A 16310-nucleotide genomic window follows, 5' to 3' on the forward strand; every position below is an offset into this window, starting at 1 on the left:
GACAGCAATGCTGACTTGATGGCATCCGGCCGATGTGAGAACCACGTCGGCGGAGGGCTTATGGCTGCTGATTCCATGCTTCGTTTCGTCGTCACCCCGCAATCCTACCCGGACAAGCGGGCGCCGGACGCGCGCGCGGAGGACTTTCGCGAGATTGCGGATCGCTATGCGGTGCCGCGCGCCGAGGAGCAGGCGGGGCGGTGTTCGCAATGTGGCGTGCCTTACTGCACGGTGCATTGCCCGCTTCACAATCACATCCCCGACTGGTTGCGGCTGACCGCGGAAGGGCGGCTGCGCGAAGCCTATGAGCTGTCCAACGCGACCTCCACCATGCCGGAAATTTGTGGACGGATCTGTCCGCAGGACCGCCTGTGCGAAGGCAATTGCGTCATCGAATTCTCCGGCCATGGCGCGGTGACGATCGGCTCGGTCGAGAAGTTCATCACCGACACCGCCTGGAAAGAAGGTTGGGTCGAGCCGCTGGTGCCGGGCCCCGCGCGCGGCCAGTCGGTCGGCGTGATCGGGGCCGGTCCGGCCGGGCTGACCGCAGCGGAATATCTGCGCGCCAATGGTTATGAGGTGCATGTCTATGACCGGCACGATCGCGCCGGCGGGCTGCTGACCTATGGGATCCCGGGCTTCAAGCTGGAGAAGCCGGTGGTGATGCGCCGGGTCGACCGGCTGAAGGCGGGGGGGATCGTCTTTCACGAGGGCTTTACAGTCGGCGATGATGCCTCGCTTGCGGACCTGCGCGCGCGGCATGATGCGCTGCTGATCGCGACCGGTGTCTATAAGGCGCGGGCGATTGACGTGCCGGGCAACGATGCCGCCGGCGTGATCGCCGCGCTCGACTATCTCACCGCTTCCAACCGCAAGAGCTTCGGCGATTCGGTGCCCGCCTTCGACAATGGCGGGCTGGATGCCGCGGGCAAGAATGTGGTCGTGATCGGTGGCGGCGATACCGCGATGGATTGCGTGCGCACCGCTATTCGCCAGGGCGCGAAGAGCGTGAAATGCCTCTATCGCCGCGACCGCGCCAACATGCCGGGATCGCAGCGCGAAGTGGCCAATGCGGAAGAGGAAGGCGCCGAATTCGTCTGGCTGTCCGCGCCGCATTCCTTTGTGGGAGACGAGAAGGTCACGGCGGTGCGCGCCAATCGCATGCGGCTGGGCGCGCCCGATGCAAGTGGCCGCCGCGCGCCGGAGGTGGACCCGGGCGGGCCGATCGACATGCCGGCGGACATGGTGATCAAGGCACTGGGCTTCGATGCCGAGGAACTGCCGCATCTGTGGGATGCGCCTGAGCTGGGCGTCACCCGCTGGGGCACGGTGCTGGTCGATTCGAGGACGTTGATGACCAGCCTCGACGGGGTGTTCGCGGCGGGCGACATCGTGCGCGGCGCCAGCCTGGTGGTGTGGGCGATCCGTGATGGGCGCGACGTGGCCGCATCGATGCACCAATATCTGAAGAGCAAGGCCGCGGCATCGACCGCGAAGGAGGCCGCGTGATGGATCAGCGCGAATATCTCGCCACCCATGGCATGTATCGTCCCGAGTTCGAAGGCGACGCCTGCGGCGTTGGCCTGGTCGCGGCGACTGATGGCAAGCCGTCGCGCCGCGTCGTCCAGTCCGCGATCGATGCGCTGAAGGCGGTATGGCATCGCGGTGCGGTCGACGCCGATGGCAAGACCGGCGACGGCGCCGGCCTGCATGTCGACCTGCCCGTGCGGTTCTTCGACGATGCGATCGCGATGGGCGGGCACAAGGTGCTGCCCAATCGGCTCGCCGTCGGCATGGTGTTCCTGCCGCGCACCGATCTCGCCGCGCAGGAGACGTGCCGCACCATCGTCGAGAGCGCGATCATCGAGGCGGGCTACACCATCTATGGCTGGCGCCAGGTTCCGGTCGACGTCAGCGTCATCGGCCTGAAGGCGCAGGCTACGCGGCCGGAGATCGAGCAGATCATGATCGCCGGCCCGCTGCCCGAGGCGGTCGACGAGGCCGAGTTCGAGAAGAACCTGTATCTGGTCCGCCGCCGCATCGAGAAGCGGGTGATCGCGGCGCAGATCCAGGGATTTTACATCTGTTCGCTGAGCTGCCGGTCGATCATCTACAAGGGGCTGTTCCTGGCCGAGAGCCTGTCGGTGTTCTACCCCGACCTGACCGACAAGCGCTTCGAAAGCCGGGTCGCGATCTTCCACCAGCGTTATTCCACCAACACCTTCCCGCAATGGTGGCTCGCCCAGCCGTTCCGGTGCCTGGCGCATAACGGCGAGATCAACACGATCCGCGGCAACAAGAACTGGATGCTCAGCCACGAGATCCGCATGGCGTCGATCGCGTTCGGCGAGCATTCGGAGGACATCAAGCCGGTGATCCCGGCGGGCGCATCCGACACGGCGGCGCTCGACGCGACCTTCGAGGCGATCTGTCGTTCGGGCCGCGATGCGCCGACCGCGAAGCTGATGCTGGTACCCGAGGCATGGCAGGGCGACGTCAGCGGTGACATGCCGCCCGCGCATGCCGCGATGTATCAATATCTCGCCTCGGTGATGGAGCCGTGGGACGGCCCGGCCGCGCTGGCGATGACCGATGGCCGCTGGGCGGTGGCGGGGATGGACCGCAACGCACTTCGCCCGCTGCGCTACACCCAGACCGCCGACGGCCTGCTGATCGTCGGCTCCGAAAGCGGCATGGTGGTCGTTCCCGAATCGACGATCGTCGCCAAGGGCCGGCTGGGGCCGGGGCAGATGATCGCGGTCGATCTGGCCGAGGGGCGGCTGTATCATGATCGCGAGGTCAAGGACCGGATCGCCGGCGAGGCCGATTATGCCGGGATGATCGGCAATTTCGCGACGATCGAGGATCTGCCGCCGCCGCCCGCCGCCGGGGTGCCGCGTTATGACCGTGCCGAACTCGCGCGGCGCCAGGTCGCCGCTGGCCAGACGCTGGAGGACATGGAGCTGATCCTGGCGCCGATGGTGGAAACGGCAAAGGAAGCGATCGGATCGATGGGCGATGATACGCCACTCGCCGTCATTTCCGACAAGCCGCGGCTGATCAGTCAGTTCTTCCGGCAGAATTTCAGCCAGGTGACGAACCCGCCGATCGATTCGCTGCGCGAACGCCATGTGATGAGCCTCAAGACGCGGTTCGGCAATCTCGCCAACATCCTCGACACCGAGGATCGGCGCGAGCGCGTGCTGGTGCTCGATTCGCCTGTGCTGACGTCGACGGACTGGGCACGGCTGAAGACCTATTTCAACAACGCCGCGGCCGAGATCGATGCCACGTTCGAGGCGGACGGTGGGCCGGAAAAGCTGCGCGCCGCGATCCAGCGCATCCGCAACGAGGCGGAACAGGCGGTGCGCCAGGGCAAGAGCGAGATCTTCATCACCGACGAACATGTCGGGCCGGCGCGGATCGCGATCCCCGGCGTGCTGGCGGCCGCGGCCGTGCACACGCATCTCGTGCGGCGGGGCCTGCGCTCCTACGCCTCAATCAACGTGCGCACCTCCGAATGTCTCGACACGCATTATTATGCGGTGCTGGTGGGCGTGGGCGCGACCACGGTGAACGCCTATCTGGCGGAAGCAGCGATCGCCGATCGTCAGTCACGCGGGCTGTTCGGTAACCTCAGCCTGGAGGAATGCCTGAAGCGGCATCGCAAGGCGATCGAGGAAGGGCTGCTGAAGATCATGTCGAAGATGGGGATCGCGGTGATCTCCAGCTATCGTGGCGGCTATAATTTCGAGGCGGTGGGCCTGTCCCGCGCGCTGGTGAACGATTTCTTCCCGGGGATGCCCGCGAAGATCTCGGGCGAGGGCTATGCCTCGCTCCACGTCAACGCGAAGGGGCGGCACGATGCCGCTTATGACGACGCGGTGGTGAACCTGCCGATCGGCGGCTTCTATCGCCAGCGGCATACCGGGGAGGCGCATGCCTATTCGGCGCAGCTGATGCACCTGCTGCAAACCTCCGTCAGCACCGACAGCTATTCGACCTATCTGCAATTTTCGCGCGGGGTGGCGGATCTGCCGCCGGTGTATCTGCGCGACCTGTTGCAGTTCAACTTCCCGGCCGAGGGCGTGCCGGTCGATCAGGTCGAGCCGATCACCGAGATCCGCAAACGCTTCATCACGCCGGGCATGAGCCTGGGCGCGCTGTCGCCGGAGGCGCACGAGACGCTGGCGATTGCGATGAACCGCATCGGCGCCAAGGCCGTGTCGGGCGAGGGCGGCGAGGACAAGAGCCGGTATCAGCCGTATGAGAATGGCGACAACGCCAATTCGGTGATCAAGCAGATCGCGTCGGGGCGCTTCGGCGTGACGGCGGAATATCTGAACGCCTGCGATGAGATCGAGATCAAGGTCGCGCAGGGTGCCAAGCCTGGCGAGGGCGGGCAGCTGCCGGGTTTCAAGGTGACCGAGTTCATCGCCAAGCTGCGCCATGCGACGCCGGGCGTGACGCTGATTTCCCCGCCGCCCCACCACGACATCTATTCGATCGAGGATCTGGCGCAGCTGATCTACGATCTGAAGCAGATTAATCCGCGGGCGCGGGTGTGCGTGAAGCTCGTCTCCTCCGCCGGCATCGGCACGGTGGCGGCGGGCGTCGCGAAGGCGCATGCCGACGTGATCCTGGTATCCGGCCATGTCGGCGGCACCGGCGCCTCCCCGCAGACCAGCATCAAATATGCGGGCACGCCGTGGGAAATGGGCCTTTCCGAGGTCAACCAGGTGCTGACGCTGAACGGCCTGCGCGGCCGGATCAAGCTGCGCACCGACGGCGGCCTTCGCGTTGGGCGCGACATCGTGATCGCCGCAATCCTGGGCGCGGAGGAATTCGGCATTGGGACGCTGAGCCTCGTTGCGATGGGCTGCATCATGGTGCGCCAGTGCCATTCGAATACCTGCCCGGTCGGCGTGTGCACGCAGGACCCGCGGCTGCGCGAGAAGTTCGTCGGCACGCCCGAAAAGGTCATCAACCTGATGACCTTCATCGCCGAGGAAGTGCGCGACATCCTGGCGCGGCTGGGCGTGCGCAGCCTCGACGAAGTGATCGGGCGTACCGAGCTGCTGCGGCAGGTGAGCCGCGGTGCGGAGCATCTCGACGACCTCGATCTCAACCCGATCCTCGCCAAGGTGGATGCCACGGATGCGGAGCGGCGCTTCTCGCTCAGCACCTTCCGCAACGAGGTGCCTGACAGCCTGGACGCGCAGATCATCAAGGATGCCGCCGCCGTCTTCTCGCGCCGCGAGAAGATGCAGCTGACCTATTCGGTGCGCAACACGCACCGCGCGGTCGGCACGCGGCTGTCGAGCGAGATCACGCGCACCTTCGGGATGAGCGCGCTCAACGACCATCACGTGACGATCCGCCTGCGCGGCTCGGCCGGGCAGAGCCTGGGCGCCTTCCTGTGCAAGGGCATCACGCTGGAGGTGTTCGGCGACGCCAATGATTATGTCGGCAAGGGCCTGTCCGGCGGCATCATCGTGGTGCGCCCGGCGGTGTCGTCACCGCTGCGCAGCCAGGAAAATACGATCGTCGGCAACACCGTCCTCTATGGTGCGACCTCCGGCGCGTTGTTCGCGGCCGGACAGGCGGGCGAGCGGTTCGCGGTCCGCAACTCGGGCGCGACGGTGGTGGTCGAGGGCTGCGGCGCGAACGGCTGCGAATATATGACCGGCGGCACGGCTGTGGTGCTGGGCGCCGTCGGCCAGAATTTCGGCGCTGGCATGACCGGTGGCATGGCGTTCGTCTATGACCATGACGACAGCTTCGCCCGGCGCGCCAATCCGGAAAGCATTACCTGGCAGCGGCTGTCCTCAGCGCATTGGACGCAGGTGCTGCACGATCTGATCGCGCGTCATGCAAAGGCGACCGATTCCAAATGGTCGCGCGGCATCCTGGAGGATTGGGACCGCAGCGTCGGCCGGTTCTGGCAGGTGGTTCCGCGCGAGATGCTGGACCGGCTGTCGCACCCGCTGGACGACAGCCTCGTGATGGAAGCGGCCGAATGAGGGACGCGCCCGCCGCTCGTGACCCGAGCGGCGAGCGGCGCGACTAGTAGAAGCCTGGCGGTCCGTCCTCGAAGACCGGTTCGCGTTCCTCGCGCCGGCGCGGCGGGGGCGGGCCCTCGGGACGGGCGATGCTGACCGAGCCATCCGGCCCGATCTGAAGATCCATCCCCAACCCCTCGATCGGCGCGGTGATCGGCGCGATTTCGTTTTCGACGTCGGCGATCAGCCCGGCGTCGGGATCGATATCCTCGACCACCGGCGCCTTCACGACCGGCGCGAGATCGAGCGCGCTGACCATGAAATTGCGCCAGATCTGCGCCGGGATGCCGCCGCCGTGGAGCCCGGGATTGGGCGTATTGTCGTCGTTGCCGACCCACACGCCGACCACCAGATCGCCGGCAAAGCCGATGAACCAGGCGTCGCGGCCCGATTGCGACGTGCCCGTCTTGCCATAGGCATCGACCGACAATGCCGCCGCGCGGCCCGTACCGCGCACCGAGGCGGCAAGCAGGGTCAGCATGTCGTCATGGATGCGGCGCGGCATCGTGCGTTGGCCATCGGTCAGCGCCTGGTACCAGCTCTTGTCCGCGACGTTGCGCAGGCCGTGCGGCTGCACCGGATAGCGCCCCTCGGACACGCCGGCGAAGGCGGCGGTCAGTTCCAGTAGCGATACTTCCGACGTGCCCAGGCCAATCGTCGCCTCATTGGCGATCGGGGTGGTGATGCCGAGGTCGCGCGCGGCGCGGATCACGTTGCGCACGCCGACCTCCTGCGTCAGCCGCGCGGCGACGACGTTGGAGGATCGCTGGAAGGCGCGCCGAAGCGTGATGTCGCCGAGATAGCGGCCGTCGTCGTTCTTTGGCTTCCACCCGGCAATCTCGACCGGCGAATCGTCCACGATCGTGTCGGGCGACATGCCGGCGCGCAGCGCGGCGAGATAGACGAACAGCTTGAACGTCGATCCCGGCTGGCGCCGCGCCTGGGTGGCGCGGTTGAACGGGCTTTTCTTGTAATCGCGCCCGCCGACCATCGCGACGACTTCGCCATTGCGCTTCATCGCCACCAGCGCGGCCTGCGCCTGGCGAAATCCGGCCTGGCGGATGACGCGTTCGGCGTTGCGCTGCAGATCGCGGTCCAGCGTGGTGCGCACGGTGGCCTCGGTCTGCACCTCGCCGGCCTGGTCGCGCGCATCGGGCAGTACCCAGTCGGCGAAATAGGTGCCGGTGGGCAATTGCTGTGCGCGGCGCGCCTTGACGCGCTGCGGCTGCACGTCGGCGGCCTCGCTCTTGGTCAGGAAACCGGCGTCGACCATCGCCGCGACGACCACCTTCTGCCGATCGCGCGCGCCCTTCAGGTTGCTGGTCGGGGCGAGCCGCGACGGCGCCTTGACGAGGCCGGCCAGCATCGCCGCCTGGCCGATGTTCATCTTCTCTGGCTCACGCCCGAAATAATGGTTCGACGCGGCGCGCAGGCCATAGACGTTGTCGCCGAAATAGACGTTCGACAGATAGCGGGAGAGGATCTCGTCCTTGCTCAGCCACGCCTCCAGCCAGAAGGCGATGAACACCTCTCGGATCTTGCGCGCGGCGGTACGATCGGAATCGAGAAAGGCGTTCTTGGCCAGCTGCTGCGTGATCGTGCTGCCACCCTGACGCACCCCGCCGGAGCCGAAATTCGCCCAGGCGGCACGCGCAATGCCGCGCGGATCGATGCCCCAGTGCGAATAGAAGCGCCGGTCCTCGATCGCCATGAACGCTTCGCGGACATGCGCGGGCAGCTTCGCAGCATCGACCGGCTGGGCGATGATTGCGCCGCGCCGCGCGATCGGCGTGCCGTCGGACGCCGTGAGCGTGATCGACGGGGGCGTCGGCGGTTTCAGCGATTGCGACAAGGGCGCGGTGATCGCCAGCCAGATGATCGCCAGCACCAGCAGGATGACGGCTGCCCCGAGCCCGCGCATGATCCAGCGCATCGACACCCGTGGCAGGCGGAAGCGCGTTGCGCGGCGTGTCGCCGCTCCGTCCTCGCCCGGCAGGTCGCCGTCGCGCCACGCCGCGAAATCGGGCATGGGATCACGCGCCTCGCCGGGGGCATGGTGATAGCGGATGCGGCCACCGTCGTGCTGGCTGGGATCGAAGGGGTCAGGGCGCATGGAGCTCGGGCGCATGGAATCATCTCGGCGGTCAGCCATCGGGCGTATTACTTCAGTATGACAGTTGCCGCAAGGGTGCGCACCGTGCGAGGGATAGGCGCATGAGCGGCGAAGAGAAAGCATTTCAATTGGACGACAGACCGTTGGTCGTGGGCATTGGCGGCACCATTGGTGGCATATCCTCCACCGAACGCGCGCTTCGGATCGCGCTGGACGCGGCGGGCGAGCAGGGTTTCCGCACGCGCCTGTTCGGTGGTGCCGACATGGCGAAATTCCCGCTCTATGACCCCAAGGCGCCCGGCCGCACCGCCGAGGAGCAGGAATTCGTCGACGCGGTGCGCGGCGCGTCGGCGCTGATCATCGCCTCGCCCGGCTATCACGGCAGCATTTCGGGCGTGGTGAAGAACGCGCTCGACCTGCTGGAGGAAACCGCGCGCGATGCCGAGCGGACCTATCTTGCCGACATGCCGGTGGGGCTGATCGCGACTGCTTATGGCTGGCAGGCGACGGGATCGACGATCGCCGCGCTGCGATCGATCGTCCATGCGCTGCGCGGCTGGCCGACGCCTTTCGCCGCCGCGATCAACAGCGCGATCACCAAGTTCGATGCCGAGGGCGGGGCGAACGACCCGGCGGTGGTCGAGCAATTGCGCATGGTGGGCAAGCAGGTCGCCCGCTTCGCACCGCTCGCGCGCGGCTGAGCCAGACCGGAGGCGCACGGGTGGCGGCTTTGCCCCGCCCGTGTCGCCGGGTGGTTGGGCCAGTGTCTGCTTGGTTGACGCACCCGCCCGCACCAGCGCGTCATCGTAACGTAACTTCTGTTATCTTGGCGTTGACAGGGCCGCCGCCGCTGGTCCACCTCCGCCCTTGAGCCGACGACAGATCGGCCAAGGATGTGATGGAGAGAGCGGGCATGGTGCTGACCAAGGGCGACGAATATCCGATCCACCAGACCGCCGAGCCGGTCGCTTATGCGGGGACGGACCGCAATTTCTACGATCGCTTCTTCTTCAACGGCTATGCCCCCGGCGCGGACGAAGACGGCTTTTTCGCCGCCGCGATGGGCGTCTATCCGCATATCAACATCATCGACGCGAGCTTCTGCTGGCTGAAGGACGGCAAGCAGGTGAATCTGCACGCCAGCCGCGGCCTCAACATGGAGCGGATGGACACGCAGGTCGGCGGGATCGCGGTCGAGGTGCTTGAGCCGTTGCAGTCGGTGAAGCTCACGGTCAATTCGCCCGAGCACAAGATCCGCGCCGAGCTGACCTTCACCGGCCGCGCCTTCCCGCTGGAGGAGCCGCGCTTCACCCGCCGCAACGGCCCGCGCGTGCTGATGGACGTGACGCGGATGACGCAGAACGGCAGCTATCAGGGCTGGATCGAGGTCGATGGCGATCGCACTGAGGTGAACGGCTGGCTGGGCACGCGCGACCGCTCCTGGGGTGTGCGCCCGATCGGTGCGCCCGATGCGCAGCCCGCCAGCCCGCCGATTGCACCGCAATTCTTCTGGCTGTGGAGCCCGACCGCGATGGAGGACGGCGACTTCTATTTTCACACCAACGACGACGAGCATGGCCGCTTCTGGAATCGCCGCGCGGCGTGGAAGCCGCTGGGCGGCGGGATCGAGGACGAAACGCATTTCGAATCCGACTATCAGGTGCAGTGGAAGCAGGGATCACGCCACGCCCAGGCTGCAAGCGTCACGCTGAAGGACGAAGAGGGTCAGGAAACGAAGGTCGAGTTCGACCTGGGCCAGCAGTTCATGATGCTTGGCCTTGGCTATACCCACCCCAAGTGGAGCCACGGCCGGCACCAGGGCGACGGGCTGACGGTGGAGCGCGAGGATTTCGTACCCGCGGAGATGGACCCGATGCAGCCGCACCATCTGCACGTCCAGGCGCTGGCCACCGTCACCATGACGGGACCTGACGGCAAGGTGCGGCGCGGCAAGGGGGTGCTCGAACAGCTCGTGATGGGGCCGCACGCGCCGTCGGGCTTCAAGGGCGTGCTCGACCCGGCATGACCACGCTGACCGCAACCGAGATCGAGGCCTATCTCTCGCGTGTCTGGGAACAGCCGGTGCGGGTGGCGGATCTGACCCGGATTCCCGGCGGCGCGAGCCGCGAGACCTATCGCTTCGATGCCCATGCCGGGGCGGACATCCACCGGCTGATCCTGCGGCGCGAGCCGGCGAAGGGCCTGATCGACACCGAAAGCGCGACCGAGTTTCGCGCTTATCAAAGTGCAGCAGGGGTCGTTCCCGTGCCGCGTGCGGTGGCGCTGGAGCCCGATGGCGCCGAGCTTGGCCGGCCGTTCTTCATCATGGAGCGGATCGAGGGCGGCGAAGTCGCGAGCAGCTTCGCGCGCGATCCGTTCGGCGTGCATGGCGCGGCGCTGGGCGAGGCGTTCTTTGGTGCGCTGGGCCGGCTGGCGGCGCATGATCCGGCCGGCACGCCGCTCGCCGACCATGTACCGATGCCCGAGCCCGACCAATGCTGGCGGATCGCGCTCGATTATTGGGAAGGGGTGATCGAGGAGGACGCGCTGCAGCCGCAGCCGATCGCGCGCGCCGCGATCCGCTGGCTGCGCGCCAATCCGCCGCCGCCGGCGCAGCGTGTTGCGATCGTTCATGGCGATTACCGCTCCGGCAACGTCATGCACGACGGCGCGGGCGGGATGCGCGCCATGTTTGACTGGGAAATGGCGCATCTCGGCGATCCGCTGGAGGATCTGGGCTGGGCGCTGGACCCGATCTGGGATCATTTCATCCCCGGCGCGGCCAGCGGCATGCTGCCGCGGCCGGACGCGATCGCGATCTGGGAGCGCGCCAGCGGGCTGACGGTCGATCCCGCGGCAATGCGCTGGTGGTCGTTGTTCGCATCGGTGAAGGGAATGGCGATCTGGATCTCCGCCTTTCGCGAGTTCGTCGACGGCGGGCGGCAGGATCCGGTGCTGGCGGTCTCGGGCTGGTACACCGCGCGGCGGCAGGAGGCGATCATCGCCGCGCAGCTTGGCGGATCGGTGTTCGATCCGGTGCCGGTCCTCCCCACCAGCGATCTGGCGCAGGTGTTGATCGGTGCTGGCATCGCGGCGGCCGGGGCGGGGGAGAAGGTGGGTGCGAGCGATGCCTTCGCCGGATCGACGCTGACGGTGGCGGCGCTGCTCGCGCTGCTCGGCGCGCAGGAGGCGGAAAAGGCCGCCGCCTGGCGCCGCGCCGATATTGCCGACATGCGCCGGCTGCTCGGCGACGATGCTCCGGTCACCAATGAGGGCGAGACGCTGGACGCGCTGGACGGCGCCTGGGCGACGCTGGCCGAGGCGCTGATCGCGCATCATGACGAGGTCGCGCGGACGCGCGGCGACGAGCGGCCGCTGCTCGATTTCTACCGCGAAAGCGCCGCCCGGCGGGAACTCGCCTGGCCGCTATGACCGACCTGCCGCTCACCGGGATACGCGTATTGGATGCCGTTCCCGGCGTGCTCGGATCGGCGGGGCGGCTGTTGGCGGAACTGGGCGCCGAGGTCATCCGCATCGAGCCCCGCGGCGGGGGCACGGATCGGCGGAACGGTGCGATGGCCGGCGACATCAGCCTCGACTTTGTTGCGGCGAACCTTGGAAAGCGCGCCGTCACGATCGACCTGCCGCGCGATCAGGATCGCTTCCTGGCGCTGGCGGCGGGGGCGGACATCCTGCTCGAGGAGCAGCTCCCCGGGCTCGATCACGCGGCGATACGCCATGCGGCGCCGCAGATCATTCATGTCACGCTGAGCGTTTTCGGCACCGTCGGCCCGTGGAAGGACTGGCGTGCGAGCGACGCGGTGCTGCACGCGCTGACCGGCAGCCTGTCGCGCTCCGGCCTGCCGGACCGGCCACCGCTGCTGCCGCCGGGCCGCCTGACGCTGGAAACCGCAGCGACGCAAATGGTGGTCGCGACGCTCGGCGCGCTGATCCGCCGCTTGCGCACCGGCGAGGGCGATCACCTCGACATGACGCTGCTCGAGGCGGCGATGCAGGCGCTTGATCCGGGCTTCGGCCTGAACGGCAGCGCGCAATCGGGGGTGCCAAGCTGGAAGCAGCCGCGCGGTCGCACCGACGAACGCTATCGCTATCCGATCCTGCCCTGCGCTGATGGCTTCGTGCGGCTGTGCGTCCTCGCGCCCCGCCAGTGGCGCAGCATGTTCGTGTGGCTGGGGGAGCCGGACGAGTTTGCCGGGCCGGAGTGGGAGAAGCTGATGACCCGCTTCCGCTCCACCACCTTGCTGCCGGCGATCACGCGCTTCTTTGCCGACAAGACCCGCGCCGAGATCGAGGAAGAGGCGGCGGGACGCGGAATCCCGGCCGCCGGACTGCTCACCGTCGAGGAAGCGATCGCGACGGCGCAGATGACGGCGCGCGAGGCCTTCGTGCCGGTGGAAATAGCGCCCGGCATCACCTTGTCCTTCCCCAACGGCACGATCGAGATCGACGGCGAGCGCGCCGGGGTGTCGCCTGCCGCTCGCGACCCTCTGGCGGGCGAGAATACGGCGTTCGCGACGGCGCGGCCGCGCTTCGATCCTCCGCCAGCGGCCGATTACCCGCTCGCCGGCCTGCGCGTGCTCGACATGGGGATCATCGTCGTCGGGGGAGAGGCCGGGCGGCTGCTCGCCGACTTTGGCGCCGACGTGGTGAAGGTGGAAAATGCCGCTTTCCCCGACGGGCAGCGCCAGTCGCGCGACGACGATCCGGTGAGCCTCACCTTTGCGGCCGGCCACCGCAACAAACGCGGGCTGTCGATCGATCTCAAGGCGCCGGAGGGGCGTGCGCTGTTCCTCGATCTGGTGCGGCAGGCCGATGTGCTGCTGTCGAACTTCAAGCCCGGCACGCTCGATGCGCTGGGGCTGGATGCCGCGACCTTGGTCGAGGCCAATCCGCGGCTGGTCAGCGTCGACAGTTCCGCCTTCGGGCCGACCGGGCCCTGGTCGCGCCGGCTGGGCTATGGCCCGCTGGTGCGCGCCTCCGCCGGGCTCAGCACGCAATGGACCTATCCGGGCGAGCCCGACAGCTTCTCCGACACAGTCACCGTTTATCCCGATCACGTCGCTGGCCGGATCAGCGCGATCGGCGCGCTGGCGCTGCTGATCCGGCGGATGCGCACCGGCACCGGCGGGACGGCGAGCGTCAGCCAGGCGGAAGTGATGCTGGGGCACAAGGCAGTGGAGATCGCCGCGGCCGCCGCCCGCGCGGAGGGGCTGACGGTCAGCGGCGATCCGGCGGAGGATCGTCTTCTTCCGTGCGCTGGCGAGGACGAATGGTGCGCCGTGACGCTGCGCGACGCGACGGATCGCCGGGCCCTGCACGCGATCGCCGGCGACGAGCCCGAACAATGGTCGCGCACCCAGCCGGCTCACGACGTGATGGCGCAGCTTCAGTCGGTGGGGCTGGCGGCGGGCATGATGGTCCGCGTGGTGGACCTTCCCGACCTTCCCGTGTTTCGCGCCCTCGGCACGTTTCGCACCGCGCATCACCCGCTGCTGCCCGACCCGTTCATCGTAGAGGGCGCGCTCACCCGCTTCGACCGCGTACCGCCGCCGGACCAGCGGCCCGCGCCCCGCATCGGCGAACACAGCGCCACCGTCATCAAGGATTGGCTGGGGTGGAGCGACGATCGCGTCGCTTCGCTGCTGGCCGGGAAGATCATCGAACAAGCAGCATGAAAGGGATCAATATGGCCGACCTTGGCAATGAAGCCGTCACCGTCGAAACGCGCGGCAATGTGATGCTCATCACGATCAACCGCCCGGAAGCGCGCAACGCGGTCAACCGCTTCGTTCATGAGGGCGTGGGCGATGCGCTGGAGGCGGCGGACAAGGATCCCGAGATCCGCGTCGTCATCGTGACCGGGGCTGGCGACAAGTCGTTCTGCGCCGGCGCTGACCTCGTCGCGCTGTCGCGTGGCGAGAGCCTGGCGCCGGATGACAAGACCAAGGCCGCATGGGGCTTTGCCGGCATCGTCAGCCATGCCATTTCCAAGCCAGTGATCGCCGCGGTGAACGGCATGGCGCTGGGCGGCGGGCTGGAAATCACGCTGGCCTGCGACCTTGCCGTCGCAGTGGATGAGGCGAAGTTCGGCCTGCCCGAGCCCAAGCGCGGCCTGTTTGCGGCCGCTGGCGGCGTGTTCCGGCTCCCGGAGCAATTGCCCAAGAAGATCGCGATGGAAATGATCCTGACCGGCGACCCGATCGACGCCAATCGCGCGCTGGAACTGGGGCTGATCAACGCCGTCGCCCCGCGTGAGCAGCTGCTCGACACCGCCTTCGCGCTGGCCGAGCGGATTGCGGTCAACGCGCCGCTGTCGGTGCAGGCGTCGAAGCGGATGGCGCAGGGCATTTCGAACGGCCGGGTCGAGCGCGAGGAAGCGGCCTGGGCGCAGAACCGCGAGGAAACCAAGATCGTCTTCACCAGCGAGGACTCGCGCGAAGGGCCGAAGGCATTTGCCGAGAAGCGCGCCCCGGTGTGGAAGGCGCGCTGAACATGGCGGCTGATCCGGAGAAGGTCGCCGTCATCGTCGGGGTCGGGCAGGTCAATGACCGCCCGGCCGATCCGATGGCGGGCAAGGATGCGCTGGGCCTGATGATCGCCGCGCTGGAGGAGGCCGACAAGGACGCGGGCGGCGGCTGGCTGGCGGATGTCGATTCCGTCGCGGTCGTGCAGCAGATCAGCTTCCGCAAGGACAATCCGCTGGCGCAGAAGGTGGCGGACGGGATCGGATCGACGGCGGCGATCGTCTATGAATCGGTCGGTCCCAATGGTGACAGCCCGATCCTGCTGCTGAACGAGGCGGCGAACCGGATCGCGCGCGGCGAGATCAAAATCGCGGCGGTGACTGGCGGCGAGGCGCTGCGCACCGCCAGCCAGCGTGCGGCGATCGCGGCGAAGACGAGCGTGGCGGACCAGAACCCGCTGCGCACCCTCAGCAAGGGCGCGAAGCCCGGTTATCGCCAGATCTATGGCCTGGCGACGCCGGTCGACGTCTATCCGCTCTACGAGAATGCCGCGCGTGCGGCTTATGGCCAGACGCTGGACGAAGGGCAGCGTGAGTCAGGCGAGATCTGGTCACGCTTTTCCGAGATCGCGGCGCAGACGCCGGCGGCGTGGATCCATGCGCCCAAGTCACCGCAGGAGATCGTCGAGCCGACCGCGGACAATCGCCCGATCGCCTTCCCCTACACCAAGCTGATGGTGGCCAATTCGAGCGTCAATCAGGGCGCCGGCTTCATCGTCACCAGCCTTGCCGAAGCACGACGGCGCGGCGTGCCGGAGGAGCGGATCATCTATGTCGGGCGCGGCGCCAGCGCGCATGAGGCGGACGATTTTCTCGCTCGTGACCGCTACGACACGTCGCCCAGCATGGAAGTGTGCCTCCGCCGCACGCTCGAGTTCAACGAGGTGACGGCGGACGATCTCGACCTGGTCGAGCTTTATTCCTGCTTCCCCTGCGTGCCCAAGATGGCGCGGCGGGTGATCGGCTGGCCGGTGGAGAAGCCCGCGACGGTGTTCGGTGGCCTCACCTTCGGCGGCGGGCCGATCGGCAATTACATGGCGCATGCCGTGGCCGAGATGGTCGACGCCCTGCGCGCCGGCGAGGGCGAGAAGGGGCTGCTGTTCGCCAATGGCGGCTTTGCCACGCACAATCACGCGATCGTGCTCGGCACAAAGCCGCTGCCGGGCGCGGGGGAGGCGCATGCGTTCGACCTGCAGGCGGAGGCGGATGCTGCGCGCGGCGCGGTGCCGGAACTGGTGAAGGACTATAGCGGACCGGCTGAGGTCGAGACCTACACCGTGTTCTACAACCGTGACGGTTCGGCAAAGGCCGGGGTGGTCGTGGCGAAGCTGCCGGATGGGAAGCGCACGCTGGCGCAGGTGCCGGCGAGCGACGCGGCGACGATCGCTTTCCTCAGCGATGGCAGTTCCGAACCGGTCGGAACGGCCGGCCAAGTGGTTGCCGAGGGCGAACTGATGGTGTGGAAACGCGCCTCCTGATCCGGCCCGATCAATCCTCCCCGGGCGGACCTCGGGGCGGAATTGGGCGTTGCACTCCCACCGCGGCATCGACTAATCGCGGCGGTGCCCTCCCCAGGCGCTGTTGGTAACGT

Annotated in this window: 9 protein-coding genes; 8 read left to right on the plus strand and 1 reads right to left on the minus strand. The window is 67.7% G+C overall.

All coding sequences use genetic code 11. The features are described 5' to 3' along the window. Window positions 1–60 precede the first annotated feature (60 nt). On the plus strand, window positions 61–1509 hold the full coding sequence (locus tag XM50_RS05115) for an NAD(P)-dependent oxidoreductase (protein WP_046407928.1): 1449 nt from the start codon (window positions 61–63) through the stop codon (window positions 1507–1509). Continuing rightward, complete coding sequence (gene gltB / locus XM50_RS05120) at window positions 1509–6023, plus strand: glutamate synthase large subunit (RefSeq protein WP_046407930.1); 4515 nt, start codon at window positions 1509–1511, stop codon at window positions 6021–6023. Before XM50_RS05115 ends, gltB begins: the two co-directional genes overlap by 1 nt. 43 nt (window positions 6024–6066) lie before the next feature. Here gltB and XM50_RS05125 read toward each other — a convergent pair whose 3' ends face one another. Continuing rightward, entirely contained in the window at window positions 6067–8175 is a 2109-nt protein-coding gene (locus XM50_RS05125) for a transglycosylase domain-containing protein (RefSeq protein ID WP_231621859.1), read from the minus strand. 101 nt (window positions 8176–8276) lie between these two features. On the opposite strand from XM50_RS05125, the gene XM50_RS05130 reads away from it, so the two are divergent. The 6 genes from XM50_RS05130 (at window position 8277) to XM50_RS05155 (ending at window position 16197) form a co-directional block, all read left to right on the plus strand. Next, complete coding sequence (locus XM50_RS05130; protein WP_046407933.1) at window positions 8277–8876, plus strand: NADPH-dependent FMN reductase; 600 nt, start codon at window positions 8277–8279, stop codon at window positions 8874–8876. A gap of 212 nt (window positions 8877–9088) precedes the next feature. Continuing rightward, window positions 9089–10201 (plus strand): hypothetical protein, encoded by a 1113-nt coding sequence (locus XM50_RS05135; RefSeq protein WP_046407935.1) that lies wholly within the window; start codon window positions 9089–9091, stop codon window positions 10199–10201. Further along, window positions 10198–11607, plus strand: a complete 1410-nt coding sequence (locus XM50_RS05140) for a phosphotransferase family protein (RefSeq protein ID WP_125945403.1) — start codon at window positions 10198–10200, stop codon at window positions 11605–11607. Before XM50_RS05135 ends, XM50_RS05140 begins: the two co-directional genes overlap by 4 nt. Continuing rightward, the gene (locus tag XM50_RS05145) at window positions 11604–13871 is read left to right on the plus strand and encodes a CaiB/BaiF CoA-transferase family protein (RefSeq protein WP_046407937.1); all 2268 of its coding nucleotides are present in this window, start codon (window positions 11604–11606) and stop codon (window positions 13869–13871) included. Before XM50_RS05140 ends, XM50_RS05145 begins: the two co-directional genes overlap by 4 nt. A gap of 11 nt (window positions 13872–13882) precedes the next feature. Next, window positions 13883–14686 carry a crotonase/enoyl-CoA hydratase family protein gene (locus tag XM50_RS05150; protein WP_046408016.1) on the plus strand — a complete coding sequence of 268 codons (804 nt, stop codon included), beginning with the start codon at window positions 13883–13885 and terminating at the stop codon, window positions 14684–14686. Window positions 14687–14688: 2 nt separating this feature from the next. After that, a complete protein-coding gene (locus tag XM50_RS05155) occupies window positions 14689–16197 on the plus strand; it encodes an acetyl-CoA acetyltransferase (RefSeq protein ID WP_046408017.1) in 1509 nt (502 codons plus the stop codon). Window positions 16198–16310 lie beyond the last annotated feature (113 nt).

Origin of the sequence: Sphingomonas sp. Ag1 (assembly GCF_000980895.1) — a bacterium.
Taxonomy (GTDB): Bacteria; Pseudomonadota; Alphaproteobacteria; order Sphingomonadales; family Sphingomonadaceae; genus Sphingomonas; species Sphingomonas panaciterrae.

Bases quoted from the DNA above. Each gene is read 5' to 3' on its own strand.
- XM50_RS05115 (WP_046407928.1), top strand. From the start codon at position 61: ATGGCTGCTGATTCCATGCTTCGTTTCGTCGTCACCCCGCAATCCTAC.
- gltB (WP_046407930.1), top strand. From the start codon at position 1,509: ATGGATCAGCGCGAATATCTCGCCACCCATGGCATGTATCGTCCCGAG.
- XM50_RS05125 (WP_231621859.1), bottom strand. From the start codon at position 8,175: ATGCGCCCTGACCCCTTCGATCCCAGCCAGCACGACGGTGGCCGCATC.
- XM50_RS05130 (WP_046407933.1), top strand. From the start codon at position 8,277: ATGAGCGGCGAAGAGAAAGCATTTCAATTGGACGACAGACCGTTGGTC.
- XM50_RS05135 (WP_046407935.1), top strand. From the start codon at position 9,089: ATGGTGCTGACCAAGGGCGACGAATATCCGATCCACCAGACCGCCGAG.
- XM50_RS05140 (WP_125945403.1), top strand. From the start codon at position 10,198: ATGACCACGCTGACCGCAACCGAGATCGAGGCCTATCTCTCGCGTGTC.
- XM50_RS05145 (WP_046407937.1), top strand. From the start codon at position 11,604: ATGACCGACCTGCCGCTCACCGGGATACGCGTATTGGATGCCGTTCCC.
- XM50_RS05150 (WP_046408016.1), top strand. From the start codon at position 13,883: ATGGCCGACCTTGGCAATGAAGCCGTCACCGTCGAAACGCGCGGCAAT.
- XM50_RS05155 (WP_046408017.1), top strand. From the start codon at position 14,689: ATGGCGGCTGATCCGGAGAAGGTCGCCGTCATCGTCGGGGTCGGGCAG.